This is a genomic window from Candidatus Dormiibacterota bacterium (genome assembly GCA_035532035.1).
Lineage (GTDB): Bacteria > Vulcanimicrobiota > Vulcanimicrobiia > Vulcanimicrobiales > Vulcanimicrobiaceae > Tyrphobacter.
Genome location: DATKRS010000004.1, coordinates 44,759 through 71,714, shown reverse-complemented (window position 1 = coordinate 71,714; position 26,956 = coordinate 44,759). Strand labels below are relative to the sequence as shown.

Genomic DNA, 26,956 nt, shown 5'->3' with positions numbered 1-26,956 from the left:
AACCGTGCGTCCGTACCGAAGGTTGCGTCCGGCGGGCACGGGAAGTCGCAGCCCCATGCATCATCGCTTGTGCGCGTTGCTCCTCATGGGAGCGGCCGCGGTGCTCGTGGCGGCGCCGGGCGTCGCGAGCACGCCCGCGCGAGCATCGGGCGCCTCCTACGCCGCGGCGGTTCCCTTGCCGAGCATGTCACCTGACGACGTCTTCTACAAAATCCGCGAGGTCTTTCGCTCGCATCGTCCTCCGCCGCCCTACGAAACGTACACGCTCGTGCGGCAGAACGACGACGCTGAAGGCTACCCGGATTACGCGGATAGCTACACCTTCCACATCTGGATGCGCACGTCGGACAAAGCTGCCCTCGGACGGGAGTTCTCGCGGCTCGGGGCGATCGGGCAGATGGAGTTCATGCGCCCGCAGTTCAACTCGGTCGACGCTCCTGAGGATCATCCGGAGCTTGCAGACCCCGGGCCGCCGACCGCGGACCTCTTCGAGCCCGCGCCCGCACACCCGCATCCGATCTCGTGGGTTCCCACGCCCGAGCCGACCGGAACGATGCCGCCGGTGATCGGCCGCGTCAACGTCAGCGTCAACGCCGACTACTACGTCGTCGCCGTCAACGCAGATCAAGGTTTGCTTCACGTCGTGTTGACGCCGCGCCGCGATCCGGAGCGTAACCGGCTGCGCGAGCTGTGGGTCGATCCCAGAACGTTCGAGCTCGAAAAAGTTCTCGCCACCGATCGCTTCGAGTACTGCGTCGGCCACCGCTGCGAGACCTATCCGACGCTCTTCACGATAACGCTCGGAAGACTCGACGGGATGCCCGTCGTCACCCACATTCACGGCGTCGTCGAAGGCGGCTACAACAGCGATGACAGAGTCGTGGAGTACTCGTTCGAGAACATCGCGTTCCCGCGTTCGTTACCCGGTTGGTACTTCGACCCGCGCGACTACGCCGCGCACATCCAAGACGCGCCAACGTAGCGAATCGCCGCGGGTCAGGAACTCCACGTGCACAGCTCTGCGCGGCTGCTCGCAAAGTCGGTGGAGCTGAGTCCTGACGCTTACGCGAGGTAGTGCGGGGCCGTGTGGAAGGTCGCCGTACCGTTGCGCCACAGCGCATAGTGCAGTGGCTGCTTCGCGTTCATCGAAAGCGCGCCGATCTCGCCGTGCGGGTCGATCGCGATGACGCAGTACATGTCGGTGTGCAGCTGGCCGGCGCTGGTCGCCATGTACCGCATGAGGTCGTGGCAGGCTTCCTGCGGGTGCATGCCCTCCGCCATCTTCTGCACGATGTGTTTCGAGGTGCAATAGTTCGTCATCACGTCGCCGTCGCCGGTCGCTGAGGCTGCGCCCGCGGCGTCGTCTGCGTAGTAGCCGCAGCCCACGAGCGGCGAGTCCGCGACGCGCCCGGGAATCTTCCATGCGAGGCCGCTCGTCGAACAGCCCGCCGCAACGCGCCCGCCGCTCGCAGCGAGCATGCCGATGGTATCGTGGTGCTCGCCGTCGATCCAGAACGTCTCGTGGTTGGGCGTGTTCTTCCATTTCAGCCACGCTTCGAGCGCTTTCGGCGTGAGCAGCTGCATCGGCGCGAAGCCCATGGCAACCGCAAAGCGCAGCGCCCCTTCGCCCGCGAGCTGCGTGTGGCGCGTCTTCTCCATCACGAGGCGCGCGACGGAGATCGGGTTCTTGATCTCGTGCAGGTTGAAGACCGCGCCGGCACGGTGGGTCGTACCATCCATAATGCCGGCATCGAGCTCCACCTCACCGTCGGCGTTCGGCAGCCCGCCGTATCCGACGGTCATGACGTTGGGGTCGTCCTCGACGACGTTGATGCCTTTCTCGATCGCTTCCACCAGCGACCCGCCGCCGCCGAAAATCTCGGCAGCGCGTTTGTTCGCCTCGACGCCCCATTGCCACGTCGACAGAAAGACGACGTCGCGCTGCGGAGCCGCGGCCGCGACGCTCTCCCGCGCGCTTGCGCTCAGGGTAGCAGCTCCAGCGGTCGCTGCGAGAAAGGTTCGGCGATCGATCGGTTCCATAGGAAGCACTCCTTACCGCCGAACGAGCCTCTCCCTGCCGTGCAGCGCCGAGAGATCCTGCGCCGGGCCGATCGGAACGATGCGCGTAGGGTTGATCTGCTCGTGCGTCATGTAGTAATGGCGCTTGATGTGATCGAAATCGACCGTCTGCGCGACGCCGTCGATCTGATACAGGTCCCGCAGGTAGCCGAAGAGGTTCTCGTAGTCGGCGATCCGGTGAAGGTTGCACTTGAAATGCCCGTAGTAGACAGCGTCGAAGCGCACGAGCGTCACGAACAGCCGCCAATCCGTCTCGACCGGAGCGTCGCCGAAGAGATACCGTTGGTTCGACAGCCTCGCATCGAGCTCGTCGAGCATCGCGAAGACCTCGCGTGCTGCCCGCTCGTACGCCTCTTGCCGCGTGGCGAAGCCGGCACGGTAGACGCCGTTGTTCAGAGTCTCGTAGATCCGTTCGTTAAGCGCGTCGATCTCGGGACGCAGCGCCATCGGGTAGAGATCGAGTCCAGGATGCTCCGCGTGCGCGTCCAGCTCCGTTTCGAACATGCGCATGATGTCGTCGTCGGAGTTGCTCACGATCCGGTGCGTGCGCGTATCCCACAACACCGGAACCGTGACGCGCCCGCGATATCCGGGATCGGTCGCGCGGTACGCTTCGCTCAGATACGAAAATCCGTTGACCGGATCGTGCGAGGCACCCCGAACGTCGCGAAAGGCCCAGCCGTGCTCGTCGTCGCGAATCGGATCGACGACCGTCATGCCGATCGCCGATTCGAGACCTTTGAGTCTGCGCGCGACGATCGTGCGGTGGGCCCACGGACACGCGAGCGAGACGTAGAGATGGTAGCGGCCCGCTTCCGCTGGGTACGCGCCGCTTCCGTCGGCGCGTACCCAGCCGCGAAACGCGTCGTCCTGCCGCACGAAGTGCCCGTCGCGTGACTGTTCTGCCGGAAACTGTGCTGCTGCGCTCACGATCGAACTCCTTTGGGGCGGACGCGAAAAGACGATGCCGCGCGCATCGCCTCGGTTGCGCGATAGTGCGCGGTCAGGCTAGTACTAGGTAATGCGGCCGCTCTCGTCATCGACGAGCCGGCGCTCGAGATCGCCGAAGAACGACGGCCGCACGCCAATTGAACCGCCCGATGGCCTCCCATTGTTGCGCCAGCGTGTCGTTCCACGCGAAGAACGCCTCCCCGATCGCTCCGGCGTGCTTGCTGGCGTCGAGGCTGGCCGTGATCTCGCCCGCCGGCGGGTAGCCGGTCGCCGTAAGCGCGCTCGTCTGGCCTCCCATCGAGACCGGCATGCGGCGCCCCGCCATGCGCAAGAGCGTCGCGTACGACGCGCGCATCTGCGCGGCGACCTTCGCCGGGGTAGTGGGCGCGGTCTTGCGCATCATGCGCCAGTACGCCATCGGCTGCAATACGCTCGCCGCGCGGGCGATCGCGCGATAAGGGTACTGCGCCGCGTCCAAATGCTCGAAGTACGGATCCTCCACCGTTGCGACGATCAGGTACCGCGGACCGGCAGCTTCGCGTACGAGCGTAAGATACTCACCTAATGCTCGTCGCGCAGCAGGGCCGTCTCCCATGAACTCGCTCCCACGCTCCAGATCGACGGCGAGACCGGTGAACCGTCGTCCGCTCGCCGTACGGTAGCGTGCGACATCGAGCGTCGCTCGCAGGTCGTCGTACCGCACCTCGCGCGGCACGCTCCAACCGACGACGCCGATGCCGTGCGACTCCAATCCGTCGATGATCGCGTCGACGACCGGTTTGGCTTGCGGCGTGATCTCGAAGTACGCGCCGTACGCCGCGCGCAGCTCGACGTAGTGCAGGTGCGCCGCAACGGCTTGCCGCACGATCGCGGCCGGATCGAGCTTGGCGTAATAGAGATCGTCGAGCGGATCGAGGGTGAAGTAGAGCCACATCGCGCTTCCCGACGCATTTGCGATCGGCGTGCGCGGCAAACGCGGCGGCACGTGCACGACGTTCGTCAGCAGGGTTCGGCTGCCGCGCGTGACGGCATAGCGATAGACGGTGCCCGGTACGGCGCTCGCGTCGTAGTACGTGGATCCGCCGGGTAGCCGCGCCAAGACCGTGCGCGCGCCGTGCGTACCGACGCGCGCGACGGTGACGGGCCGCGCGGAATACGGAAACCATCCTACCTGCACGAGATGCGGTCCGATCGCGCCGGCGACGACGCGCGCGCCGCGCCAGGCTGTCGTGTCGATACGCACCATTACGCTGGGCAGCTTCGGCAGCGTCGCGCGGACGGTGAGCGAGAGAGGGCCGTCGCGATCGGTCGAGACGATCGCCGACGGCTGCCCGTAGCGCATGCGATTCTGCCACTGTGCGACGCCGATGGACGGTATCCAATCGAGATTACTATTCGCGAGGATGCGCGTTGGTTTGCCGTGCACGTCGAAGAATCGCGCGACCGCGAGCCAGCGCGCGTAGCCGTCGGGGCTCACGCCGAGTATCCGCGTCTCGATGCGCACCGACGCTGCAGGCTCGCCGGCGTACACCGGCGTTCCCGCGCTCCCTTGCGCCGGGCCGGGCGTTTGATGCGCGAGCGGCGGCGGCGCGACCGCCGGACGGGCGCACGCTGCCAGCAGCGTCACTGCAAAGAGCGATAAGCGAACCTTCATCGGGCCGCGCCTTCTCTGCGCGCGGCGACGCCCCTTGTCAACGCACGTCCCGATGAAGTACTCTCCCCGATCGCTTTCTCGAGACGTCACCGCGAGCGCCGGCGAGATCATAGCGTAGCAACGCGCGACGCGCTTAGGGAGCCTTAGGCGACCTCGAAGAGGCCGGCCGCCCCCATTCCGCCACCGATGCACATCGTCACGACGACGTACTTGGCGCCGCGGCGCTTGCCCTCGATGAGCGCGTGCACCGTCATGCGCGCGCCGGTCATTCCGTAGGGATGACCGATCGAAATCGAGCCGCCGTCGACGTTGAATATCTCGTTGGAAATCGCAAGGCGGTCGCGGCAGTAGACGGTCTGCACCGCGAAGGCTTCGTTCAGCTCCCAAAGGTCGACGTCGTCGATCTTCAGATTGAAACGCTCGAGCAGCTTCGGCACGGCGAAGACGGGCGCGATTCCCATCTCGTCGGGCGCGACGCCGGCGACGGCCATGCCTCGGTAGAAACCCAGCGGCGCAAGGTTGCGCTTCTCCGCGAGCTTCGCGTCCATCAGCACGACCGCCGCAGCACCATCCGAAAGCTGCGACGAGTTCCCGGCAGTGATCGTCGTGTCGGCGATCCCCGGCACGGCGCCCTTGAGGGCGGCAAGGGCTTCGAGCGTCGTCTCCGGACGATTTCCTTCGTCTTTTTGCAGCGTCACGCGCTCCTCGCGAACGGCGCCGCTCTCCTTCTCCTCGACGACCTTCCACGTCGCCAGCGGCACGATCTCGTCGTCGAATCGCCCGGCTTGCTGCGCGGCCGCCGTTCGCTGTTGGCTCTGCAGCGCGTACGCGTCCTGCGCTTCGCGCGAGACGCCGTACTTCTTGGCGACGGTATCGGCGGTGTAGAGCATCGGCATGTAGATGTCGGGCGTGTGGCGCAGCAGCCACTCCTCGTCGAAGCCGACCATGTTCATCGCGTTCTGCACCATCGAGATCGACTCGCAGCCGCCCGCAACCATCGTGCCGGCGCCGTCGACGACGATGCGCTGTGCTGCCGAAGCAATTGCGTTCAAGCCGGATGCGCAGAAGCGGCTGACAACTTGGCCGCAGACCTCGACCGGCATTCCAGCGCGCAATGCCGCCGTGCGCCCGAGGTTGTTTCCCGTCGCGCCTTCGGGCAAGCCCACGCCGATGACGACGTCCTCGACCTCACCGGGATCGATGCCCGCGCGCTCGATCGCCGCGCGCACGACGTGCCCCGCCATGGTCGCGCCCGGCGTCTGGTTGAAAGCACCGCGAAACGCGCGCCCGATCGGCGTGCGGGCCGCCGACACGATCGCCGCCTCACGCATGCGCCGGCTCCTTTGCCTCGTATGCAGCGAACGTGCCTCCGGCACGAGCGATCGCTTCGAGCAGGCGTGCGGGCTGCCAATGCGCGCCGAAGGTTTCGCGAAAGCGCAGGATCGATTCGTACACGTTCTTCACCCCGACCTCGTCCGCATACCACATCGGACCGCCATGGTGCGGCGGAAATCCGTAGCCGTAGACGTAGACGATGTCTTCGTCGCCGGGACGCAGGGCGATGCCCTGCTCGAGCAGTGCGGCGCCCTCGTTTATCAACGCGTAGACGCAGCGCTGCACGATCTCCTCATCGCTCACATTGGAACGCTGCGCGATGCCCGTACGCTCCGCCTCTTGCGCGAAGAGTGCCTCGACGGACTCGTCGCGAATGGGCTCCCGTCCGCTGCCCTTGCTCTTGTCGTAGCGATAGTAACCGGCCCCGCTCTTCTGCCCGAGCCGCTTCATGTCGTACAACCGGTCGACGATCTTCGTCCGCCCGGTCATCACGTCGGGCCGAGCATGCGCGATATGCCACGAAACGTCGATGCCGGAGAGATCGAACATCGCGAAGGGGCCCATGGGAAAGCCGAACGTCTTCATGGCAGCGTCGACGCGGTACGGCGGCACGCCCTCTTCGGCGAGGAATACGGCTTCTCGAGCATAGTCGAAGAGCATGCGATTGCCGATGAAGCCGAACGCGTTGCCGGAAAGCACGGCGATTTTGCGCATCTTCTTTCCGACGGCGAACGCCGTGGCGACGGCGTCGGCCGACGTGGCCTTCCCGCGCACGATCTCCAGCAGCTTCATGATGTTCGCCGGTGCGAAGAAGTGCATTCCGAGCACGTGCGCCGGTCGCCGCGTTGCCGCGGCAATCTCGTCGATGTCGAGCGTCGACGTATTCGATGCGAGCAATCCGCCCGGCTTCACGATGCCGTCGAGCTTGGCAAACACGTCTTTCTTTACGTCCATCGATTCAAAAACGGCCTCGACGACGAGGTCGCACTCCTTCAGCTCGCCGTACTCGTCGGTGAAGCGTATGGACTGTCCGCGTTTCCACGCCTCTTCCTGCGTCAGCCGCCCGCGCTGCACTTGATGCGCGTACATGCCGAAAACCGTCTGCTTCGCGCGCTCGACCTGCTCCTCGACCGGCTCTACGACGGTGACCGGGATGCCCGCATCGGCGAAACAGATGGCGATGCCCGTTCCCATCGTGCCACCGCCGATGACGCCGGCCTGGGCGACGTTTGCTGCGTGCGCCTGCGCGAGCCCCGGAATCTTGTTGAGCGCGCGCTCGGCGAAAAAGACGTGGCGCAGCGCCATCGATGGCTTCGAGCGAACCAGCTCGTCGAAGAGGCGAAACTCGCGCGCCAGCCCGAGTTTGAACGCAAGCGTGACGGCCGCTTCAACTGCGTCCACGAGCTTGTGCGCCGCAAACCCTCCGTTCTCTTCCGGAGGCAGCATCTTGTGCGCCTGTGAAACGATGAACGGTACGGCCTGCGGTACGACGCCCTTTGGTAGGATCGCTCTTCGCTCCGAGAGACGGCGCTTGCGGCCTTCACCCACGGCTGCGATCGCGCTCTCGACGGCGTCGTCTCCTACGCGATCGAGAATGCCCTTGGCCAGCGCCTCCTCCGCGCTCAGACGCGTCGCCTTGAGCATGATCTGCAGAGCCTCTTGAACGTCGACCAAGCGCGGAAGACGTTGCGTTCCGCCCGCTCCCGGCAGCAGGCCGAGCTGAATCTCCGGAAACGAGAGCCGCGCCCGCGGCGTTCCGACGCGATAATCGCACGCGAGTGCGAGTTCGAACGCACCGCCGAGCGCGTTTCCGTCGATTGCGGCGGCGAAGATCTTCTCGCTCCGTTCGATCGCATCAATCACGTCGCGAATCGTTTTCGTCTCGGGCGTCGGCTCGGTCGAGAAATCGTTGACATCGGCCCCGCCCGAGAAAATCCCACCCGCGCCCGCGAAGACGACGGCCTTGACTCTCTCGTCGGCGTTCGCCGCTTCGATGACCGGCAGCAGCTCCGCGCAGAACGCGAAGGAGAGCGCGTTGACCGGCGGATTATCGAGCGTGAGAACGCGGACGCCCGCGCGATCGCTCGTGCAGACGGTCATGCCGTGACCGCGCTCTTGCGATCGAGGTCGAACTGCTCTGGGGTGAGCGCCATCACGTCGCCGGCTCCTCCCTTGATCTGGTGCTTGTACCAGAACGCCTGCGAGAGCACGTGGTCCGCGTAGAAGCGCGCCGTCGCGAGCTTCGCCTTGTAGAACTCGGCTTCGCCATCTCTGGCAGCAACGCGTTCGGCAGCAATCTTCGCCGCGCGCGCCATCTGCCAGCCGCCCGCGACGACGCCCCACAGCTTGAGATAGGGAACCGAACACGCAAAGGCCGTGCCCAGGTCGCTCATCGCGTTCATTCCGATCCACTGCGACACGTCGACGAGCGCATCGATGCCCTGATCGAGGACGGCTGCGATGGCCGTGCAGCTGCTGTCTTTAGAGGTCTTGAGCTCTCCCGCGAACGTCTTCATACGTACGATCGTCGCCGTCGCGGTCGATCCCATGTCGCGAATGAGTTTGCGCCCGACGAGGTCCATGGCTTGGATGCCCGTCGTGCCTTCGTAGATCGGCGTGATCCGCACGTCACGATACTGCTGGGCGATGCCGGTCTCTTCCACGTACCCCATGCCGCCGTACACCTGCAGCGCCGTCGAGCATATCTCCGTCGCAGTCTCCGTCGACCAGCCTTTGACGATCGGAATCATCAGCTCGACGAAGGCGCGGTGCTCCTTGCGCATCTTCTCGTCCGGATGCCGCGCGGCGATATCGAGCGACGTGGCCGTCACGAGCGCGAGAGCGCGCATCGCTTCGATGTTGGCTTTCATCCACATGAGCATGCGGCGAACGTCGGGATGGTGGGCGATCGCCTTCGGCGCCTTGTCCTTTGCCATGGGATTGACGTCGCGGCCTTGGATGCGTTCTTTCGCGTACTCGAGCGCGGATTGATAGGCGCGATCCGCAAGGCCGATGCCTTGGACGCCGACCGAGAAGCGCGCCGCGTTCATCATGATGAACATGTTTTCCAGGCCTTTGTTGCGCTCGCCAACGAGATCCCCGACGGCGCCTTGGCCCTTCTCGCCGTAGATGAGCGTGCATGTGGGATTGGCGTTGATCCCGAGCTTGTGCTCGATGCCGCTGCAGTACACGTCGTTGCGCTCGCCGAGCGTTCCATCCGCATTTACCAGAACCTTCGGGACGACGAATAGCGAGATGCCCTTCGTACCTTCCGGCGCATCCGGAAGACGAGCGAGGACCAAGTGGATGATGTTCTCCGCCATGTCGTGCTCGCCGAAGGTGATGAAGATTTTTTGTCCGCTGATCCGGTAGTGGTCGCCGTCGGGAACGGCCTTCGTACGAACCTGCGCGAGATCGGATCCCGCTTGCGGCTCGGTCAGGCACATGGTGCCAGTCCACTTTCCCGAGACGAGATTGGGAATGAAGCGCTTCTTCTGCTCGTCCGACCCGGTCAGCTCGATCGCCTCGATGGCGCCCTGGTTGAGCAGCGGGCCGTTCGCGAAGCCGATGTTCGCCGCGTTCCACATCTCGAGCACGGGGCCGAGCAGAAGCTGCGGCAGTCCCTGACCGCCGTACTCCTCGGGCACCGGCAGTCCGATCCACCCCGCGTCGGCAAACTTCTTGTACGCCTCGCTGAAGCCGGGGGGGACGGTGACGTTGCCGTCCTTCCACGTGCAGCCGACCGTGTCGCCGACGCGATTGAGCGGGTCGAGCACGCCGCTTGCGAACGATGCCGCCTCCTCGAGAATCGAGTCCGCGACGCCTGCGCTCTCCTCGTATCCGGGGAGCTTGGCGATCTCGTCGATGCCGGCGAGGTCGCGCAAGACGAACTGCATGTCTCGCAAGGGGGCTCGATACGTGCTCATCGGCTTCTCTCTCCCGGGGCGGCGGGCGACATTATTATTTTTAATAGGTCGGCATCCCTATTCGGTTGCGGCCTTTGGCGACCCCCGCCCCGCTACGAAACCAGGCGAGCCAGCGCGAAGGCTACCGCCGCGGCAATGCCGCCCACGACGACCGTCTGGAGGGCGGCCTGCAGCGGCCGCACCCCCGTAAAGCGCCCCTTGAAGATGCCGAAGACCAGAAGCGCGACGGCGGTCACGATGGCCGAGACCGGAAAGGCGCCGTCTGTCCTCGGAATGAGGACGTAGGGAATCAACGGTACGACGCCGCCGACGACGTACGCTCCGCCGATCGTAAGCGCGGAACGCAGATCGCGGCCCGCGATCGGCTTCTCGAGACCCAACTCGAAGCGCATCATGAAATCGACCCATCGATCGTGATCCGACGTGATCGCCTCCACCGCGCGCTCGAGCGCGTCGCCTTCGAGGCCGTAGCGCTGGAAGATCTCCGCGATCTCGGCTCTCTCGACGTCGGGAACGTTCGTGACCTCTTCGCGTTCGCGCCGCTCCTCGCTCGTGTAGAAATCGTGTTGGGTGCGCGCGGCGAGATAGCCGCCCAAGCCCATAGAGATACCGCCGGCGGCAAGCTCCGCAACGCCTGCCGTAATCACGATGTGCGACGCCGCGATAGCCCCCGAGATTCCCGCGGCTAGAGCGAATGGCACGGTCAAACCGTCGGACATTCCCAAGACGATGTCGCGTACGATCGCGATCCCGCCCGGGTGCCGCTCGTAATGCTGTCCCGCTTTACCAAGCATTCGCACGGAGTTCAACGCCCGCGGCCGTTCATCCGGTGGACATGTGACGTCGATACCACCGTAACGCCGATCCGCGAGGATGAGGGGGATGGACCTCGACGCTCGACGCCTCGCAGCCCGCCTCGTAGGCGGCATCTGCGCCCGCGCGCCGGAACGCTCCATCGTCGACGCGCTCTCGCTCTTCGGCTGCGATGCGCTGCACTTCGCCGAAAACGGCGGCGTCAACGTCGTTCCGCTTCCGCGCGGTGCGCGATATCGCGAGCTCTCACGAGCGCTTGCACGACTCGGCATCGACGTCGATGCGTGGCCGGCTCCGCCTGCCGGACTCTTCGTCGTCGAAGAGCGCACGGTGTACCTGCGCTCGCGCAGTCCGATGACGGTAACGCACGAGTTCGGTCACGCGCTGGACTGCGTTCTCGGCGGCGGCGTCTATCGCTCCGGCATCGATCCCGTGATTCGAGGATGCTTCGCGGCGGCACGAGCGTTCGTGACGCCGTACGCGGCCACGGGCCTCGACGAGTATTTCGCAGAAGCGTTGCGCGCCTACGTCGAGGCAAATGACGCGGCGTCGGCGTGGCCGCCCGCGACGCGAGAGCGTCTACGCAGCCTCGACCCGGCGCTGCACGCCTACGTCGAAGAGCTTTTCGCGTTCGGCTTCAAACGCACGAACGCCGCCTAGGGAAGGCCGCTAGTGCGTGGCCGCGACTTGCGACGGCGTCACCGCGCTCGCCGAGTTGCCCCATGCGCTGCGCACGTACGTAATGACCGCGGCGATGTCGCCGTTCGAGAGCGTCTGTCCCCAGGCGGGCATCTGCCCGTTGTACGTCACGCCTTTGACGCTGGTCTGTCCCGTGAAGCCGTCCTTCACGATGTGAATGACGCGAGCGGCGGCTCCAACGACCACGGGATTGCCCGCCAGCGGAGGAAACGTTCCCGGTAGCCCTTGACCGGAGGCTTGATGGCAACTCGAACAGTTGGTTTGGTAGACGGTCGCGCCGTCACTCGCAGCTGCGCCGTTTGCCATGGGTGACGCGGTCGTGACCGCTGCGGGGCTCGCCGCAGCAGGCGAGCCTTGGGTTGTCGTGGTCGAGTTGCTACTCTGATTCCCGTGAGAGCACGCCGCGAGCAGCGCTCCTGCGACGATAACACCCGCCAGGCTCTTGTGAAATCGCATCGTTTCCTCTCCGTCTTACTGCTGTAGTCGGCTCTCTCGTGCTACGCGCTTGGCATGCGTCCGGCCTGCTTTGCGCTCATCGCCCAGGCAAGCGAGACGAGCAAGAAGTTCGCAACGAGCGAACTTCCTCCGTAGGAGATGAACGGCAGCGTGATGCCGGTGAGGGGGAAGAGCCCGATCACCCCGCCGACGATGATGAGGACCTGGAAGCCGAACGTCGCCGCCAAACCGACGGCAAGGAGCTTCGCGTAGAGATCCGGCTGCTCGACGCCGATGACGAGAATGCGGCGAACGATCGCAAAGAACAGGGTGAGCACCGCAGCGGCGCCGATCCATCCCAACTCTTCGGCGATCGCCGCGAAGACGTAATCCGTTGCGACGTCGGGGATGAACTGCGCGTGGCCGAGACGGTAGCCCGTTCCAAAGAATCCTCCTGCGGCCAATGCGAAGTAGCCTTGCGAGCTTTGGTAGCCGCGCGCGTACGGATAAGCAAATGGGTGCAGCCACACCGCGATGCGCGATCCGACGTACGCAAAGTGGTGGGCTGCCCAAAGCGCCGTCAGGGCGAAGAGCGCGAATCCTGCGAGTACGATATCGATCCGTCTCGTCGCCACGTAGAGGATCGTTGCAAACGTGACGAGCAGCAGCGTGGCCATTCCCAAGTCGTGCTGAACGACGAGGATCGCCGTCGACGCTCCCCATCCCAGAAAGAGCGGCCCGAGATAGCGCACGTTCGCCGTCCAGACGCGCCGCGCCGTTGAGATCACGTCTGCTGTCTCGGCAAGATACGCTGCCAGGAAGAGCACGATGAAGAGCTTGATCAACTCGACCGGTTCGTAGTGGATGGAGCCGAAGCGAATCCAGAGCCGCGCGCCGTTGATCGATTCGCCGAACGCGAGCAGCATGACGAAGAGCACGAGCGATGCGAAGACCCAGACGTACTTGTACGCGGCCATGCGCCGAAAGTGCGTGAACGCCGGTCCGAGCACGATGACGAGCGCGAGCGAGACGAGCAGCCAATCCTGCTGCTTGCGCGCAAGCGCCGGCTCGAGCCGCGCGACCAGCGCGAGGCCGAGACAGGAGAGTAGTATGGCAAGCGCCGGTAGCGCGTCGTCGCGTTCCGTACCGCTCGGCTGCAGCAGCACCCACGCATACGCGAGCACGACGAGCGACGCGTCGATCCACCACGGTCCGAGCATGCCGGGCTGAACGAGCGAAAGAATAAAAGCGCCGGCGGCGAGCGCCCCCGTCATCGGCGCTATGCGCCGGGCGAGCTTCAGCAGCGGAAGATCGCGCGCAAGCGCGCGACGACGCCGCGCCACAACCCCGCGTCGCGCGCCAGCGGCAGCTCGTCGGAGGGCTCGTACCGCACGCGCATGACCTGTTCTTCGGTTCCGCTTTCGAGCGCCTCGACGAATCGGCGCGAATCGAGCGTCTCGTGAAGCGCGTGGCCGCACAGCACCAAGACGTCACCGCATTCGAGCGCGATCGACGAAACGGTGAACGTCAGCGCCGGAGCGATGCCCAGTGCGCGAGCCAGCACTGGCAGGCCCGCGTCTTCGAACGTGTCCCCGCTCGTGAGCGGCACGACATCGTCTCCGTGAACGAGGTAGACTGCGGTGGAGCCGGCATGCGCGACGTAGGCCCTATCGCGCACGACCAGCGCGGCAGAGAGTGAGCAGGCGGCCGGGACGTAATCGTCGTGTCCGGCGCTGCGCAGGTAGAGTGCGCCGTTGACGCGTGCGAGCGCACCGCAAAGCGAGCCGGCTGCGACGTGGGCACGCCCAAACCGGTTGCGACGCGCCTCGCCTCGCGCCCGCCTTCGGCACTCGTTTTCGAAGCGCACGAGCGCGGCGCGCGCGATCGGCAGGCCATCGACCCTGCCAAAGCCTCGCGCAACCGCGAACAGCCACGTCGACGGGGCAAGACGAAGCGTCAAGCAACTCGCGAGATCGCCCCGAATCGCTACGTCCATGGCACGATCTCCTTCACGACCAATCGCGTCGTCCCTACGTCGATCCGGTCGCCGGGACGAACTTCGATTGCCTGGCGCAGCCGCCGGCCGTTGAGAAACGTGCCGTTGGCGCTCTCCAGGTCCGTTACGTAGACGATGCCATTTTCGGCCTCCAGTCGAGCGTGATGCCGGCTCGCGTCGGGATCGTCGACGACGACGTCCGCGTCCGCTCCGCGCCCGATGGTCGCCGGTGTCAGGACGTCCTGGAAATGCTCGCCGTCCCGATCGACGACGTCGAGCTCCACACGCATCGGCGCGAGACGCCCGACGTCGCGCGAGGCGCGAAAGCGCGGGTTCGCCGCGATCACGCCGGCGGCGAACAACAGCATGGTTACGCCCAGGGAATCGATGCGCAACTGCGCCGCGAGTGCGGGGGTCATCAGCCCGATTCGATCCGCATTTCGGTGTTCCCGAAGGTCAGCACGTCCCCCGCTCGCAACGCGCGCGTCGTCACGCGCTCGCCGTTGACGAACGTCCCGTTTCGCGATCCAAGATCGCGCACGACCGGAGCGCCGTCGACGATCGCAATGGTCGCGTGCCGGCGAGAGACGCTCGGATCGGTAAGCGCGACGTTCGCGTCCTCGCCGCGGCCGACGCTGACGCCGGCGTCGAGCCGATAGACGCCGTCGGCGGGCAGTCCCTTGACCATGCGAAGGCGGTAGAAAGGCCGGCTCACGACCGCGACTTGGGCCGCGCCGAGCGGTACTCCCTCGAGCGGGGTCATCCGCACGTTGGGCTCGCCGCCCGAAAATACGGCGCCGACGCGCGTCGCGAGATCGCGCAGCAGTTCGGCCCATTCACGCTCCAAATAGGCACGCTCAGAGCCGAGCCGCTCGAAATCCGTCGGATGCACCGAGACCTCGTACGATGCGGGAGCAACGAGCCTTGCACCATCCTGCCGCACGTGCGCCTCCATGACGGCGACGAGCTTGCGCGCAACGTGCGCGGGCGCAAGATCGCTCGGAAAGCTCCGTGCGAATGCGCGCTCGATGAACGCTGCACAGGCTTGCTCGAAACGGGAAAGCAGGCTCACAGCGCACGCTCCAGCCGAGCAACGTAAAAACCGTCGCGACCCTCGATCCCCGGCGGTATCGATACGTCGCCGGCATCGGTCAGAAACGGCTCCATGGCTGCGGGGATGAGACCGCGAGCGAAGCGATGCTGCGAAAGAAATCGTTCGACCACCTCCGTACTCTCACGCGGATCGTTCGAGCAGACGGCGTAAACCAGCGCTCCGCCGTCGTGGACGACGTCCGACGCGGCTTCCAGAAGCGCGTGCTGCACCGCCGCAAGGCGTTCGCCGTCGGTGCTTTCCTTCTTCCAGCGAGCCTCGGCATGACGGCCGACGACGCCGGTACCGGAACACGGTGCGTCGAGCAGAACGCGATCGAATCGCCGCCCGAAGTCGACCTCCCGCACGTCCGATACGATCGTCGACGCGACCAGACCATACTCGGCCAGACGGCGCTGCAGAACCTGCGTTCGCCGCTCGTCGCGATCGACGCACACGAGCTCGCCGTCGTCGCCGAGGCGACTTGCGATCTGCAGCGCCTTGTTGCCGCGACCGCTGCAGAGATCGACGATCCGTTCACCCGATTGCGGCCCGAGGACCTCGACGGGAACCGCCGACGATTCCGACTGCATCCACCACGCCGCATTTGCGCGCGCTTCGTGGAGCGGCTCTGGGGAACGTTCGACGAGCAGGCAGTCCGCGACGATCTGCGAAGGGCGCGTCTCCACCCCCTCGTTTCGCAAGCGGTCTGCCAAAGCGGCGGGTTGGATACGGCGGCGGTTGACGGTTATCGCCGCCTGCGTGGGAGCGTTCACGCCGCTGCATATTGCTTCCAGCAGGCTCGTTCCGAAAACGCCGCGCCACTGCCGAACGAGCCACGTCGGCAGAGAGTAGCGCGTTCCCACGTACTCGTCCTCGGTGTCGAAGAGGTCGCGCGCGGGCTCGAGCGGCGGCTCGCGAAGGTAGGAGCGCAAGACGGCGTTGACGAGACCGGCAAGCCCGCGATGCCCGCGACGCTTTGCGATTTCGACGAACTCGTAGACCGTCGCATGCTCGTCCGCGCGCGTGAATCGCAGCTCGTAGATTGCAAGGCGTAACGCCTCGTGTGCGGTGGCAGCAAGCGTCGCCGCCCGTTCGCCCAGGAACGGCTGCAGATACCAGTCGAGAAGGCGGCGCATCTTGATCGCACCGTAGGCGAGCTCGGTTGCGAAGGCGCGGTCGCGAGCGCTGAGTTCCGCTGCACGCACGCGGTAATCGAGAGCCTCCTGCGCGCCGCGCGCGCGACCCGCGGTTGGGAAGACGTCGCGGACGACGTAGAGCGCGACCTCCCGCGCATTCATGTTAGGGAGGCCCTAAGGAGTCTAAGCCGGTTCGCCGCGCGAACGCCGCGCCGCTCTCGCGGCCGTGATTCGGCGCAATCAGCGCCCGCACGGCGACGGCACCGTCGCCGCACGCGACGGCGACGCTCTCGTCTCGAATGCCGAGCGGCGTTCCGGGGCTCGCCGTTTCGCGCCCGAGCCCGCGGACGTCGAGCACCTTCACGAGCGTGCCGCCGAGAACGGCGCGCGCGGCCGGCGTGGGCGCATATGCCCGCACGTGGTTGACGATGCGCGCGACGGGCCAGCGCCAGTCGAGGGCGAGATCGGCTTTGGAGATCGGGCGCGTGACGCTCGCCTCTCCCGTCTGCGGACGGTGGGAGAAGAAACCCTCGCGCTCCCCGCGCTCCAGCGCACGCCCCAACGTTTTCGCGCCGAGCTCGGCGAGACGGTCGTGCAACGTCGAGAAGTCTTCGTCTGCCGCGATCGTCAGGCGTTCTTGCGCGACGACGTCGCCGGTGTCCATGCCTTCGTCCATGAGCATGATCGTCACGCCCGCTTCGGCGTCGCCGGCGAGGAGCGCGGCTTGGATCGGCGTCGCCCCGCGATATCTCGGCAGGAGCGACGGGTGCACGTTCAGCGATCCGAGCGCGGGCATTTCGAGAAGGTCCCGCGGGAGAATCTTCCCGTACGACGCGACGACGAAGGCATCGAACGCAAGTGAGGATATCTCGCTGGCAAACGCGCGCAAGCTCGCGGGTTCGTAGACCGGCAGCGCGCGCTCTGTGGCAGCGCGTTTCACCGGACTCGACTGCAGATGCAGGCCTCTGCCTGCCGGCCGATCGGCTTGCGTGACGACGCCGTGCAGCTCGGTGCGATCGGCGATGACGTCGAGGCTCGGCAACGCGAACGCGCTCGTTCCGAAGAAGAGCGTCTTCAGCATGACGTCATGCTTCTTGCGCCGATTCCGGATCCTCGCGCTCGTCGGCGGGCGTAGAGAGACGAACGTTGCGCGCGCTGTCTTTGTACAGCTTGCCGTGGAGATGATCGATTTCGTGCTGCACGCATTGCGCGAAGAGGCCGTCGCCCTCCAAGCGGATCTTGTGACCGTGACGATCGAGTCCGCTCACGGCCACGCGCGAAAAGCGCGTGATCTCTCCGACGTAGCCCGGTACGGAGAGGCAACCCTCGGTGAGCTCGATCTCGTCTTCAGCCGCGACGATCTTCGGATTGATGACGGCCACGGGCTGGTGCTCTTCGTCTTTGACGTCGGCGACGAAGAGCTGCTTCGAAATGCCGACTTGCGGAGCCGCCAGACCTACGCCCGGCGCCTCGTACATCGTGAGGAACATATCGTCGATCAGCTGCTGGAAGAGTGGTTCGGCGAGCTCCTGCGGCGTGACGCGCTTCGCCGCGCGCCGCAGGGCGGCGTGACCTTCGGTGACGATCGTTCGCTTGTAGGGCACCGCGCCCGGCTACGAAGTCGCGCGGGCGTAATCCTTTGCCGCGCTTACTGCGTCGTGAAGGATCCCAGAAGTGAGGCGCTCGTCGACGAGCTGCACGCGCTGCCCAGATCGTTCCAGTGGACCGCAAATGCCGTGGCGGCGGTCAGCGTTTGCCGCAGCGTCGTTGCGTAGTATTGAGGGTTCGGGTACCCCGGTACCGTGTTCGGCGTCGGGATCGAGCCGTACGATACCGCCGTGAAGCCCTGCGTGAGTTGCGATCCGTACGACGGCGGGCCGATGATATTCGTGTCTTTCGTACCCGGCGCCGGCAACGGCGTAGGAACGGCGATGTACACCGTCATCGTGTTGTCGGGAACGCCGGTTGCGTTGTTCGACGGATAGACGAGCACGGTGTTCGTCGGGGGAATGCAGTTCGTACCGTACCCCGGTGGGTTCGAATACGAAGGCCCTCCGTAACATCCGGCGAGCAAGCCGGCGAGAAGGACCAAGGCGAGACCAGCTTTGTTCATCGTGCGCATCCTCCCAAAATATATTGACGATTGCAGATAATACGTTCGGAAATCTCCGAGGTGCTTCCTCGACAAGCGCGATTAGAGTTTCTAAAGGATGTAATTGGAGAGATCGGCGTTGCGCGCCACGTCGCTGAGGCGGCTTCGCACGTACTCCGCGTCGACGCGGACGGCTCCGGCACGCTCGGGGGCTGCGAAGCTGACGTCTTCGAGCAGATGCTCGAGCACGGTGTGCAGCCGTCGCGCTCCGATGTTCTCGCTCTGCTCGTTCACCTGCATGGCAAATCGAGCGAGCTCTTCGATGCCGTCGTCGGTAAACTCGAGCTGCACGCCCTCCGTGCCGAGCAGCGCCTTGTACTGCTCGACGAGCGCGTTGCGCGGCTGGGTGAGGATCGTCTTGAAATCCTCGGCGGTCAGGGAGTCGAGCTCGACGCGAATCGGTAAGCGGCCCTGCAGCTCGGGGATGAGATCGGAGGGCTTGCTCATGTGAAACGCTCCGGCGGCGATGAAAAGAATGTGATCCGTCTTGATCTGGCCGTGCTTCGTGTTGACGGTCGAGCCTTCCACGATCGGAAGGATGTCCCGCTGGACGCCTTCACGCGATACGTCCGGGCCGCCGCGAGAACCCTCGTGCCCTGCGACCTTATCGATCTCGTCGATGAAGATGATCCCGTCTTCGCCCGCCCGGCGCAGCGCTTCGCGTTTGACTGCCTCGGTGTCGATGAGCTTTGCCGCTTCTTCTTGCACGAAGATTCGGCGCGCTTCGGCGACCGTGACGCGTCTGCGCGTCCTGCGCTTGGGCAGCATGCCGCCGAGCATCTCGCCGATGTCCGCTCCCTGATCGCCCATGCCTGCGATGACGCCGATCGGGAGCGCGGGTGCCTCCTCCACTTCGATCTCGACCAAACGCACGTCGTAGAAGCCGCGTTCGACCTCTTCGCGGGTCTGATCGCGCACGCGCTGCGCGTCCGGCCCGGGAACCGTTTGAACGCGCGGCTCCGGTTGCGTCGCGGCCGTGTTCCCGAAGATCGAGCCGAGCGTCGCCGCGAACCCGCCCTGGCCTTGCGGCTGGGGCGGACGCGTTTCGGGATGCAGAACGTCGATGACGCGCTCGACCGCCTGACGCTCGGCAACGTCGCGCACCTCCGTGCGGCGGGCCTCCATGACCATGCGCACGGCGACCTCGACCAAGTCTCGCACCATCGACTCGACGTCGCGTCCGACGTAACCGATCTCGGTGTACTTCGTCGCTTCGACCTTCACGAACGGCGCGCCGACTAGGCTCGCCAAGCGGCGCGCGATCTCGGTCTTGCCGACGCCCGTCGGACCGATCATGAGGATGTTCTTCGGCGTGATCTCCGCGCGAAGCTCGTCGGCCACGCGCCCTCGCCGATAGCGATTTCGCAACGCGATCGCCACGGCGCGTTTCGCCTTCTGCTGCCCGACGATGTACGCGTCGAGGGCCTTGGCGATCTGCGCCGGGGTGAGCGCCTGCACGTCGCCGTCGAGCGCCGTCTGTCCGTTCATGGCAGAACCTCGACCGTGATGTCGGCGTTGGTGTAAATGCAGATCTCGCCCGCGATGCCGATGGCGACGCGCGCGATCTCCTCTGCCGCAAGCGAGGTTGTGCGCAGCAGCGCCGCAGCCGCGGCCTGCGCGTACGGTCCGCCGCTGCCAATCGCCGCTATCCCTTCGTCCGGTTCGATCACGTCCCCGTTACCCGAAAGGATGAAGAGATGCTCGGGCGTGCCGACGACGAGCAGTGCCTCGAGCCGCCGCAGCACGCGATCCTGGCGCCAATCCTTTGCAAGCTCGACCGATGCACGCGTGAGATCCTTGAACTCCGCGTATTTACCCTCGAACTTCTCGAGCAGCGCGATCCCGTCCGCGGCCGACCCGGCAAAGCCTGCGAGCACCGTCCCGCCCGCGATGCGACGTACTTTGCGCGCGTGATGCTTGACGACGGTCTTGTCGATCGTGACTTGACCGTCGCCGGCCATCGCGAGCTTGCCGTCGCGGCGGACCGCAACGATCGTGGTCGAGCGAATCTTCATCCCGCTTTAGTACCGGCACCGACAAGTTCGGGTTGCAACCGCTCGCGGAAGGCGTCGAGCGCGGCGAGCGCGCGCTCGGCCATCCGCGCATGCCTCTCCCGCTTACCGAGTCTCTCGTGCGTGATGAGAACGGGGAAGGCCGCCCAGGTGACGTTCGAGGGCTGAAAATCCGGCGATTCCCGATTTTGCAGATGGGCGACGACGGCGCCGAGCGCGCTCTCGCGTGGGGCCTCGACGGGTTTCAGTCCGAGCATCGCACGCGCGGCATGGATGCCGGCCATCGCGCCGCAGGCTGCCGCTTCCACGTATCCCTCGGCGCCGGTGATCTGTCCGGCGAAGTAGAGCGCATCGGTTCCGCGCAGGCGCAGCGTCGGTTCGAGCAGCCGAGGCGCATCGATGAACGTGTTGCGGTGCATCACGCCCAAGCGCAGCCACTCCGCATGCTCCAAGCCGGGAAGACGGCCGAAGGCCTCGCGCTGAGAGGGCCATGTCAAGCGCGTTTGAAAGCCGACCAGATTGAAAGCGGTCCCCTCGCGGTTCTCTTTACGAAGCTGGACGACGGCATACGGCGTCTTTCCGGTGCGCGGATCGCGCAGACCGACAGGTTTCATCGGCCCGAATCGCAGGACGTCGTCGCCGCGATCGGCCATCTCCTCGATCGGCAGGCAGCCTTCGAAGTATCGCGTTCCGTCAAACTCCTTGGCTTCGTGCCGCGGCAGCGTTCGCAAGTCGCACAGCAATTGCGCGTACTGCTCGCGGTCGAGCGGGATGTTGAGGTAATCGTCACCGTCGCCCTTCTCGTACCGCGACTTGCGATACATCTTCGATTCGTCGATCGAGTCGCTCGCGACGATGGGGGAGGCCGCATCGTAATAGTGGAGGCGCCCTTCGACAGGATGCGGGCAACAAGCGGAGATGACGCGATCGATACTTGCCAGCAGGGCGTCGCTCGGGAGGGGGCCGCAGGCGAGGATCGCCGGCCGGTCGAGCGGGATATCCTTCGCCTCCTCACGATGCAGCGTGATGCGGGGCTCGGAGACGACGCGCGCTTCGACGGCCGCGGCAAAGCGTTCGCGATCGACGGCGAGCGCGCCGCCGGCGGGCACCGCAGTTTCACGCGCGGCGTTGACGATCAGCGAACCGAGGCGCGCGAGTTCTTCTTTGAGCAGCCCCACCGCGTTTTCGAGCGCGGCACCGCGCAGCGAGTTGCTGCAGACCAGCTCCGCGAGGTTTGCGGTCTTGTGCGCCGGCCCGCTGGCGTGCGGGCGCATCTCGTAGAGATCGACATCGACGCCTTGGCGCGCAGCCTGCCACGCCGCTTCACATCCGGCGAGGCCACCACCGATAACGAGCAGTCTCACGGCAACGCGACGGCTTCTTCTGCTTGCTCCTGCTGCTCGGCATTGACCAGAGATGACACGTCGTGCTCTTTGTCGGCGGCGCATTCGAGATGCGACGAGCCGCGTCGCGTCTTGATGACGACATGCGAACCGCAGACGGGGCAGCGCTCCGGAATCACGCGATCCCACGAGATGAAGTCGCAGTTCGGATAGTTGATGCAGCCGTAGAACGTGCGGCCCTTGCGCGAGCGGCGCTCGACGACTGCGCCGCCGTCCTTCGGGCATTTCGCGCCGGTGTCTTTCACGATCGGGCGGGTCGTCTTGCACTCGGGGTATCCCGAGCACGAGATGAACTTCCCGAAGCGTCCCATCTTGATGACCATGGGACGGCCGCAGTTCGGGCAGATCTCGTCGGTCGGCTCCTCGCGCACCTCGAGGCGCGGCAACTTGCGCTCGGCCTCCTCGAGCTCGCCCGCGAACGGACCGTAAAACGCGCGCAGCACGCCGACCCAATCTTCGTGTCCCTCCGCGACCTTATCGAGATCGCCCTCCATCTCCGCCGTGAACGCCGGGTTGACGATCTTCGGAAAATGCTCGACCAAGAGATCGTTGACCGCTTCCCCGATCTCCGTCGGCATGAAACGCCGGTCTTGCTGCGTGACGTATCCGCGCGCCTGGATCGTCTCAACGATCGTCGAGTACGTCGATGGGCGGCCGATGCCGTTCTCCTCGAGCACGCGCACGAGCGAAGCCTCCGTGTACCGCGGCGGCGGCTCGGTAAAGTGCTGTTTCGACTCGAGCGCGCGCCGCTCGAGCGCATCGCCTTCGAAGAGTTCGGGCAAGCGCACGCGCTCTTTGGCGGGCTCGTCCTTGCCCTCTTCGTAGACGCGGGTGAACCCTGCAAACTTGAGAATGCTTCCCGTCACGCGGAAACCGTACTCGCCCGCCGTAATCTCCACCGTCGTCTGGTCGAAGACCGCCGGCGACATCTGCGAGGCGACGAAACGCTCCCAAATCAGCGTGTAGAGGCGCAGCTCATCGCGCTTGAGAATTCCTGCGAGCTGCGCCGGCGCGCGCAGCACGGACGTGGGACGGATCGCTTCGTGAGCGTCCTGGGCTCCTTCGCGGACGCGGTGCACGCGTCCGCCGTGAAACTCCTTGCCATACTGCTGCGTGATGTAGCTGCGAGCGGCATCGCGCGCCTGATCGGAGATACGCGTCGAGTCCGTGCGCATGTAGGTGATGAGACCGACGGTGCCCTCTTTCCCGCCGAGATCGACGCCTTCGTAGAGGGCCTGCGCGATCTGCATCGTGCGGCGCACGCGCAGACGCAGCCGGCGTGAAGCCTCCTGCTGAAGCGTCGAGGTCGTAAATGGAGCGGAGGCGTTACGTCGCACCTCGCGCTTGCGTATGCCGGTGAGGCTCGACGACGTGCCTTCGAGCCCCGCGAGGACCGCGTCGGCCTGCGCCTGATTCGCGATCTCGAGCTTCTCGCCGCGGTAGGTGACGAGATCGGCCGCGAACTCCGTCTCTCGGTCCCGTGGCGTCGCAAAGCGCGCCGCGATCGTCCAATACTCCTTCGGAACGAAGGCTCGGATCTCGCGCTCACGATCGACGATGAGACGTACGGCGACCGACTGCACGCGCCCGGCGGAGAGCCCACCGCGGACCTTCGCCCAAAGCAGCGGTGAGATCTTGTACCCGACGAGCCGATCGAGAATGCGCCGCGCCTGCTGCGCGTTCACGCGATCCATGTCGATGCGGTGCGGGTGCTTGATGGCCTCGAGCGCGGCCTCTTTCGTGATCTCGTGCAACTCGATCCGGTGCGGATCGGGAAGCTTCAGCAACTCCGCCAAGTGCCAGGCGATCGCTTCGCCCTCCCGGTCCGGGTCGGTCGCGAGATAGACCTCGTCTGCGGCCTTGACGGCGCTCTTCAGCTCTTTGATGACGTCGCCTTTACCCTTGATCGTCAGGTACTTCGGCGTGAATCCGTTGTCGACGTCGACCCCGAGCGTAGACTTCGGAAGGTCCCGAACGTGTCCCACGGACGCCTTCACCACATATCGCGACGGCAAGAACTTCTTAATCGTTCGTGCCTTGGTCGGCGATTCGACGATGATGAGGGGCTTTTTCACGGGGCGAGTATATCACCCGGGGTCAAGGAGAGGGCAAATTCCCGGGGTGCTTACGCGGCTCGGGGCGAGGGTCGCCCTCTCGGCGTCGTGCCTCCGGGGCTCGTTCAGAGCCTCCTCGGTGGGGCGAACCTCACTCCTCACCTCGCCTACGCGAACGCGCGCTGCGAATCTGCCGCACCGATCCGTGTGACGCGGGAGACTCGCCCGCGAAAATGCCTTGGTTATTTGCAAATGCGTTGATTTGCATTGTTGACGTAAATCCATTATCATGCGCAATAAAGCGCTATGTATGCGCTGTCAACCAACGCTGATCGTCCCACCTGGGACGAGGAGGATTTGATGGAAGACATCATGGGCAACGGCGGAATGATGGGCGAAGAGCCCAAGCCGCCGAAACGCCGGAAGACGTCTCGCAAGAAGGCTGCGCGCAAGGGCGCAGTTCGCAAGACCGCGGGACGCAAGAAAAAGGCCGGGCGCAAAGCAGCTACGCGTAAAGGCGGAGCGCGCAAAGGTCGCAAGAAGGCCGGCCGTAAAACGGCCGCACGCAAGGGCGGACGCAAGAAAGCCGGACGCAAAAAAGCCGGACGCAAGGGCGGACGCAAGAAAGCGACTGCCGGCCGTAAGAAGGCAACGCGCAAAGGCGGACGGCGCAAGGGTGGCCGGAAGAAAAAGGCCTAGGCACCAACCCGATCGAGAGATTGAACGAGAGGCGGCCGCGATGCGGTCGTCTCTTTTCTCTTTAGGGCTTCTTAGGACGCGGGAACGACGATCGGCCCTTCGATCAGCGACGGAGCGCGGCCGCTCTGCTCTTCCACGAGATGACACGCGGCAAAGTGACCGTTTCCATAGTGCAGCAAGGCCGGCTCTTCCTTGATGCAGCGGTCGTATGCGACGGGGCAGCGCGTGTGAAAGCGGCAGCCCGAAGGCGGGTGCACCGGTGAGGGAATGTCGCCCGTCAGCACGATACGCTTGCGACGAGCTTCGACGGCGGGCTCCGGGATCGGAATCGCGGAGAGGAGCGACTGCGTGTAGGGATGCAGCGGATTTTCGTAGAGCTCGTCGCGCGGCGCAACCTCCACGATTTTGCCGACGTACATGACGGCCACGCGATTCGAGATGTGGCGAATCACGGAGAGGTCGTGAGCGATGAAGAGATAGGTCAACCCGAGTTGCTCCTGCAGGTCTTCCAGCAGATTGATGACCTGCGCCTGGATCGACACGTCGAGCGCCGAGACAGGCTCGTCGAGCACGATGAACGTCGGATTGACCGCCAGCGCACGTGCTATGCCGACGCGCTGACGCTGGCCGCCGGAGAACTCGTGCGGGTAGCGGTTCACGTGATACGAGCGCAGCCCCACGAGGCGAATCAACTCGTCGACGCGGCGTGCGACCGCTGCGCCACGTGCGATGCCGTGGATGCGCAGCGGCTCGCCGACGATCTCGCCGACGGTCATGCGGGGGTTCAGGGAAGCATAGGGATCCTGGAAGATGATCTGCATCTCGCGGCGCAGAGCACGGACCTCCCGCCGGCGTAGGTTCGTGATGTTGCGGCCGCGGAAGAATATCGCGCCCTTCGTCGGCCGCACGAGGTTCAGGATCAGACGCCCGATCGTCGTCTTTCCCGACCCGGATTCGCCGACCAAGCCGAGGGTCTCGCCGGCTTTGATCCTCAGATTGACGCCGTCGACGGCGTGCACGTCGGCAATGTGACGGGAGAAGAGCCCCGCGCGAACGGGGAAATACTTATACAGATCCTGGACCTCGACGAGCGGCGTCTGCGCGCCCGCCGTCGACGGCGTCACGACTTTTTTGCGAGCGGCACGGTCTCGACCTCGATGGGCCGCTGCGTCGCCGCTGCGTCGTCATAGAGCACGCAGCGGGCGACGTGCCCACCGCCGAAATCGTAGAGCGCGACCGGTTCGTCACAGATCGGCATACGATACGCGCAACGGGGTGCGAACGCGCACCCCGCCGGCAAGTTCAGGAGGTTCGGCGGCTGGCCCTTGATCGGAACCAGCCGCGTACGATCGCGCTTGTCCAGACGCGGCAGCGAGGCCAAAAGACCTTGCGTGTACGGCATCCGCGGCGCCTCGAAGATCTGCGTGGCCGTACCGTACTCGACTAGGTTGCCGCCGTACATGACGAGCACGTTGGCGCAAACCTCCGCCACGACCCCGAGATCGTGCGTGATGAGAATGATCGCCGTGCCGGTCTCACGCTGAATTTCGTTCATGAGTTCGAGGATCTGCGCCTGAATCGTGACGTCGAGCGCGGTCGTCGGCTCGTCGGCAATGAGCAGCTCCGGTCCGCAGGACAGCGCCATCGCGATCATGACGCGCTGGCGCATGCCGCCCGAGAACTGGTGCGGATACTCGTCGAGACGCTGCCTCGCCTCGGGAACGCGAACCTTCTCCAGCATTTCGACCGCACGATTGCGCGCCTCACTACGGCTTGCGCCGAAGTGGAGGCGCACCGCCTCGGCGATCTGCTCGCCGACCGTGAGAACGGGATTGAGCGACGTCATGGGATCTTGGAAGATCATCGCGATGCGGCGGCCGCGAATACGCCGCATCTCCGATTCGCTCTTGCGCAAGAGGTCGTCGCCCGCGAAGAGGATGGCATCGGCCGTGGCCGCTGCGTTGCGCGGGAGGAGGCGCATGATCGAGAGCGCCGTGACGGATTTGCCCGAGCCGGATTCGCCGACGATGCCCAACGTTTCACCGGCCCGCAGAGAGAACGAAAGGCCGTTGACGGCCGTCGCTAGGCCGTCCTCGGTTCTGAACGTCGTCCTGAGGTTTCGAACGTCGAGCAGCGTCGCCAGAAAGGTAGCTCCTATATTCCCGTCAGCGACAGGATGAAAGCTGCGGCGACGAACCCGACCGCGATCCAGCCTGTCACGCGCTTGAGCTGCTCCTCGGCGCCGATGCGTCCGCGGTATGCGGACTCGACGCGTCCTCCGATCGTCCCCGACAAGCCCTCCTGCTTCGTCGTCTGGACCGCGAGCAGGACGATCAGCAAGATCGCGCAGACCACGAAGATTCCCGCGATCGTGTGCGTGAACCACGACGCGTGCATCTGCCACCACGTCGGGATCTGCGTGACTTGCGGAGGCGGGCTCTGCAGCGGCCCCGGCGCGATTGACGGCGGCGCCGCGGGCGGAGCCGCGGCGATCGTGAAGGCTGATCTCAAACTCTTCC

26 protein-coding genes are annotated in these 26,956 nt (G+C 65.4%); 3 read left to right on the top strand and 23 right to left on the bottom strand.

What is annotated here, in order from left to right:
- Nucleotides 1–55: 55 nt before the first annotated feature.
- Nucleotides 56–982, top strand: coding sequence for a hypothetical protein (locus VMV82_00965; protein HUY40127.1), 927 nt, complete (start codon nt 56–58; stop codon nt 980–982).
- 80 nt (nt 983–1,062) lie between these two features.
- Here VMV82_00965 and VMV82_00960 read toward each other — a convergent pair whose 3' ends face one another.
- The 7 genes from VMV82_00960 to VMV82_00930 form a co-directional block, all read right to left on the bottom strand.
- Complete coding sequence (locus VMV82_00960) at nt 1,063–2,040, bottom strand: isoaspartyl peptidase/L-asparaginase (protein ID HUY40126.1); 978 nt, start codon at nt 2,038–2,040, stop codon at nt 1,063–1,065.
- Between the two features lie 12 nt (nt 2,041–2,052).
- On the bottom strand, nt 2,053–3,009 hold the full coding sequence (locus tag VMV82_00955; GenBank protein HUY40125.1) for a glutathione S-transferase family protein: 957 nt from the start codon (nt 3,007–3,009) through the stop codon (nt 2,053–2,055).
- 106 nt (nt 3,010–3,115) lie between these two features.
- Entirely contained in the window at nt 3,116–4,684 is a 1,569-nt protein-coding gene (locus VMV82_00950) for a hypothetical protein (protein ID HUY40124.1), read from the bottom strand.
- Nucleotides 4,685–4,827: 143 nt separating this feature from the next.
- Nucleotides 4,828–6,015, bottom strand: a complete 1,188-nt coding sequence (locus VMV82_00945) for an acetyl-CoA C-acyltransferase (GenBank protein HUY40123.1) — start codon at nt 6,013–6,015, stop codon at nt 4,828–4,830.
- Complete coding sequence (locus VMV82_00940) at nt 6,008–8,119, bottom strand: 3-hydroxyacyl-CoA dehydrogenase NAD-binding domain-containing protein (protein ID HUY40122.1); 2,112 nt, start codon at nt 8,117–8,119, stop codon at nt 6,008–6,010. The genes VMV82_00945 and VMV82_00940 overlap by 8 nt, the downstream gene beginning before the upstream one ends.
- Nucleotides 8,116–9,945 carry an acyl-CoA dehydrogenase gene (locus tag VMV82_00935; protein ID HUY40121.1) on the bottom strand — a complete coding sequence of 610 codons (1,830 nt, stop codon included), beginning with the start codon at nt 9,943–9,945 and terminating at the stop codon, nt 8,116–8,118. Before VMV82_00935 ends, VMV82_00940 begins: the two co-directional genes overlap by 4 nt.
- Nucleotides 9,946–10,037: 92 nt before the next feature.
- A complete protein-coding gene (locus VMV82_00930) occupies nt 10,038–10,739 on the bottom strand; it encodes a VIT1/CCC1 transporter family protein (GenBank protein HUY40120.1) in 702 nt (233 codons plus the stop codon).
- Between the two features lie 88 nt (nt 10,740–10,827).
- Between VMV82_00930 and VMV82_00925 the strand changes: the two genes are divergently transcribed.
- Nucleotides 10,828–11,418, top strand: coding sequence for a hypothetical protein (locus tag VMV82_00925; protein HUY40119.1), 591 nt, complete (start codon nt 10,828–10,830; stop codon nt 11,416–11,418).
- A gap of 9 nt (nt 11,419–11,427) precedes the next feature.
- Here the strand turns inward: VMV82_00925 and VMV82_00920 are convergent, their stop codons facing one another.
- The 13 genes from VMV82_00920 to topA form a co-directional block, all read right to left on the bottom strand.
- Nucleotides 11,428–11,913, bottom strand: a complete 486-nt coding sequence (locus tag VMV82_00920; GenBank protein ID HUY40118.1) for a cytochrome c — start codon at nt 11,911–11,913, stop codon at nt 11,428–11,430.
- 41 nt (nt 11,914–11,954) lie between these two features.
- Nucleotides 11,955–13,235 carry an FtsW/RodA/SpoVE family cell cycle protein gene (locus VMV82_00915; GenBank protein HUY40117.1) on the bottom strand — a complete coding sequence of 427 codons (1,281 nt, stop codon included), beginning with the start codon at nt 13,233–13,235 and terminating at the stop codon, nt 11,955–11,957.
- Nucleotides 13,190–13,888: a hypothetical protein gene (locus VMV82_00910; GenBank protein HUY40116.1), complete on the bottom strand. Its 699-nt coding sequence runs from the start codon at nt 13,886–13,888 to the stop codon at nt 13,190–13,192. Before VMV82_00910 ends, VMV82_00915 begins: the two co-directional genes overlap by 46 nt.
- Nucleotides 13,879–14,307 (bottom strand): FHA domain-containing protein, encoded by a 429-nt coding sequence (locus VMV82_00905; GenBank protein ID HUY40115.1) that lies wholly within the window; start codon nt 14,305–14,307, stop codon nt 13,879–13,881. Before VMV82_00905 ends, VMV82_00910 begins: the two co-directional genes overlap by 10 nt.
- A complete protein-coding gene (locus VMV82_00900; GenBank protein ID HUY40114.1) occupies nt 14,307–14,960 on the bottom strand; it encodes an FhaA domain-containing protein in 654 nt (217 codons plus the stop codon). Before VMV82_00900 ends, VMV82_00905 begins: the two co-directional genes overlap by 1 nt.
- Nucleotides 14,957–16,279, bottom strand: coding sequence for a transcription antitermination factor NusB (locus VMV82_00895; protein ID HUY40113.1), 1,323 nt, complete (start codon nt 16,277–16,279; stop codon nt 14,957–14,959). Before VMV82_00895 ends, VMV82_00900 begins: the two co-directional genes overlap by 4 nt.
- Before the next feature lies 1 nt (nt 16,280).
- Nucleotides 16,281–17,198 carry a methionyl-tRNA formyltransferase gene (gene fmt / locus VMV82_00890; protein HUY40112.1) on the bottom strand — a complete coding sequence of 306 codons (918 nt, stop codon included), beginning with the start codon at nt 17,196–17,198 and terminating at the stop codon, nt 16,281–16,283.
- Between the two features lie 4 nt (nt 17,199–17,202).
- Nucleotides 17,203–17,721, bottom strand: a complete 519-nt coding sequence (gene def / locus VMV82_00885; GenBank protein HUY40111.1) for a peptide deformylase — start codon at nt 17,719–17,721, stop codon at nt 17,203–17,205.
- A 44-nt stretch (nt 17,722–17,765) separates the two neighbouring features.
- Nucleotides 17,766–18,230: a hypothetical protein gene (locus tag VMV82_00880; GenBank protein HUY40110.1), complete on the bottom strand. Its 465-nt coding sequence runs from the start codon at nt 18,228–18,230 to the stop codon at nt 17,766–17,768.
- A gap of 90 nt (nt 18,231–18,320) precedes the next feature.
- On the bottom strand, nt 18,321–19,757 hold the full coding sequence (hslU, locus tag VMV82_00875) for an ATP-dependent protease ATPase subunit HslU (GenBank protein ID HUY40109.1): 1,437 nt from the start codon (nt 19,755–19,757) through the stop codon (nt 18,321–18,323).
- Nucleotides 19,754–20,284 carry an ATP-dependent protease subunit HslV gene (gene hslV / locus VMV82_00870; protein ID HUY40108.1) on the bottom strand — a complete coding sequence of 177 codons (531 nt, stop codon included), beginning with the start codon at nt 20,282–20,284 and terminating at the stop codon, nt 19,754–19,756. Before hslV ends, hslU begins: the two co-directional genes overlap by 4 nt.
- Nucleotides 20,281–21,645 carry a methylenetetrahydrofolate--tRNA-(uracil(54)-C(5))-methyltransferase (FADH(2)-oxidizing) TrmFO gene (trmFO, locus tag VMV82_00865; GenBank protein HUY40107.1) on the bottom strand — a complete coding sequence of 455 codons (1,365 nt, stop codon included), beginning with the start codon at nt 21,643–21,645 and terminating at the stop codon, nt 20,281–20,283. Before trmFO ends, hslV begins: the two co-directional genes overlap by 4 nt.
- Nucleotides 21,642–23,759, bottom strand: coding sequence for a type I DNA topoisomerase (gene topA / locus VMV82_00860; GenBank protein HUY40106.1), 2,118 nt, complete (start codon nt 23,757–23,759; stop codon nt 21,642–21,644). Before topA ends, trmFO begins: the two co-directional genes overlap by 4 nt.
- A gap of 285 nt (nt 23,760–24,044) precedes the next feature.
- Between topA and VMV82_00855 the strand changes: the two genes are divergently transcribed.
- A complete protein-coding gene (locus tag VMV82_00855) occupies nt 24,045–24,437 on the top strand; it encodes a hypothetical protein (GenBank protein HUY40105.1) in 393 nt (130 codons plus the stop codon).
- A gap of 71 nt (nt 24,438–24,508) precedes the next feature.
- Here the strand turns inward: VMV82_00855 and VMV82_00850 are convergent, their stop codons facing one another.
- From VMV82_00850 to secG, 3 genes are read right to left on the bottom strand one after another with little or no spacing between them, the layout of a single operon-like run.
- Entirely contained in the window at nt 24,509–25,561 is a 1,053-nt protein-coding gene (locus VMV82_00850; GenBank protein ID HUY40104.1) for an ABC transporter ATP-binding protein, read from the bottom strand.
- Complete coding sequence (locus VMV82_00845; GenBank protein HUY40103.1) at nt 25,558–26,580, bottom strand: ABC transporter ATP-binding protein; 1,023 nt, start codon at nt 26,578–26,580, stop codon at nt 25,558–25,560. The genes VMV82_00850 and VMV82_00845 overlap by 4 nt, the downstream gene beginning before the upstream one ends.
- 11 nt (nt 26,581–26,591) lie before the next feature.
- Nucleotides 26,592–26,948: a preprotein translocase subunit SecG gene (gene secG / locus VMV82_00840; protein HUY40102.1), complete on the bottom strand. Its 357-nt coding sequence runs from the start codon at nt 26,946–26,948 to the stop codon at nt 26,592–26,594.
- Between the last annotated feature and the right edge of the window lie 8 nt (nt 26,949–26,956).

What these genes read in the sequence shown, in the direction of transcription:
- VMV82_00965 (HUY40127.1), top strand. Translation starts at nt 56, where the DNA reads ATGCATCATCGCTTGTGCGCGTTGCTCCTCATGGGAGCGGCCGCGGTG.
- VMV82_00960 (HUY40126.1), bottom strand. Translation starts at nt 2,040, where the DNA reads ATGGAACCGATCGATCGCCGAACCTTTCTCGCAGCGACCGCTGGAGCT.
- VMV82_00950 (HUY40124.1), bottom strand. Translation starts at nt 4,684, where the DNA reads ATGAAGGTTCGCTTATCGCTCTTTGCAGTGACGCTGCTGGCAGCGTGC.
- VMV82_00945 (HUY40123.1), bottom strand. Translation starts at nt 6,015, where the DNA reads ATGCGTGAGGCGGCGATCGTGTCGGCGGCCCGCACGCCGATCGGGCGC.
- VMV82_00940 (HUY40122.1), bottom strand. Translation starts at nt 8,119, where the DNA reads ATGACCGTCTGCACGAGCGATCGCGCGGGCGTCCGCGTTCTCACGCTC.
- VMV82_00935 (HUY40121.1), bottom strand. Translation starts at nt 9,945, where the DNA reads ATGAGCACGTATCGAGCCCCCTTGCGAGACATGCAGTTCGTCTTGCGC.
- VMV82_00930 (HUY40120.1), bottom strand. Translation starts at nt 10,739, where the DNA reads ATGCTTGGTAAAGCGGGACAGCATTACGAGCGGCACCCGGGCGGGATC.
- VMV82_00925 (HUY40119.1), top strand. Translation starts at nt 10,828, where the DNA reads ATGGACCTCGACGCTCGACGCCTCGCAGCCCGCCTCGTAGGCGGCATC.
- VMV82_00920 (HUY40118.1), bottom strand. Translation starts at nt 11,913, where the DNA reads ATGCGATTTCACAAGAGCCTGGCGGGTGTTATCGTCGCAGGAGCGCTG.
- VMV82_00910 (HUY40116.1), bottom strand. Translation starts at nt 13,888, where the DNA reads ATGGACGTAGCGATTCGGGGCGATCTCGCGAGTTGCTTGACGCTTCGT.
- VMV82_00905 (HUY40115.1), bottom strand. Translation starts at nt 14,307, where the DNA reads ATGACCCCCGCACTCGCGGCGCAGTTGCGCATCGATTCCCTGGGCGTA.
- VMV82_00895 (HUY40113.1), bottom strand. Translation starts at nt 16,279, where the DNA reads ATGAATGCGCGGGAGGTCGCGCTCTACGTCGTCCGCGACGTCTTCCCA.
- fmt (HUY40112.1), bottom strand. Translation starts at nt 17,198, where the DNA reads ATGCTGAAGACGCTCTTCTTCGGAACGAGCGCGTTCGCGTTGCCGAGC.
- VMV82_00880 (HUY40110.1), bottom strand. Translation starts at nt 18,230, where the DNA reads ATGAACAAAGCTGGTCTCGCCTTGGTCCTTCTCGCCGGCTTGCTCGCC.
- hslU (HUY40109.1), bottom strand. Translation starts at nt 19,757, where the DNA reads ATGAACGGACAGACGGCGCTCGACGGCGACGTGCAGGCGCTCACCCCG.
- hslV (HUY40108.1), bottom strand. Translation starts at nt 20,284, where the DNA reads ATGAAGATTCGCTCGACCACGATCGTTGCGGTCCGCCGCGACGGCAAG.
- VMV82_00855 (HUY40105.1), top strand. Translation starts at nt 24,045, where the DNA reads ATGTATGCGCTGTCAACCAACGCTGATCGTCCCACCTGGGACGAGGAG.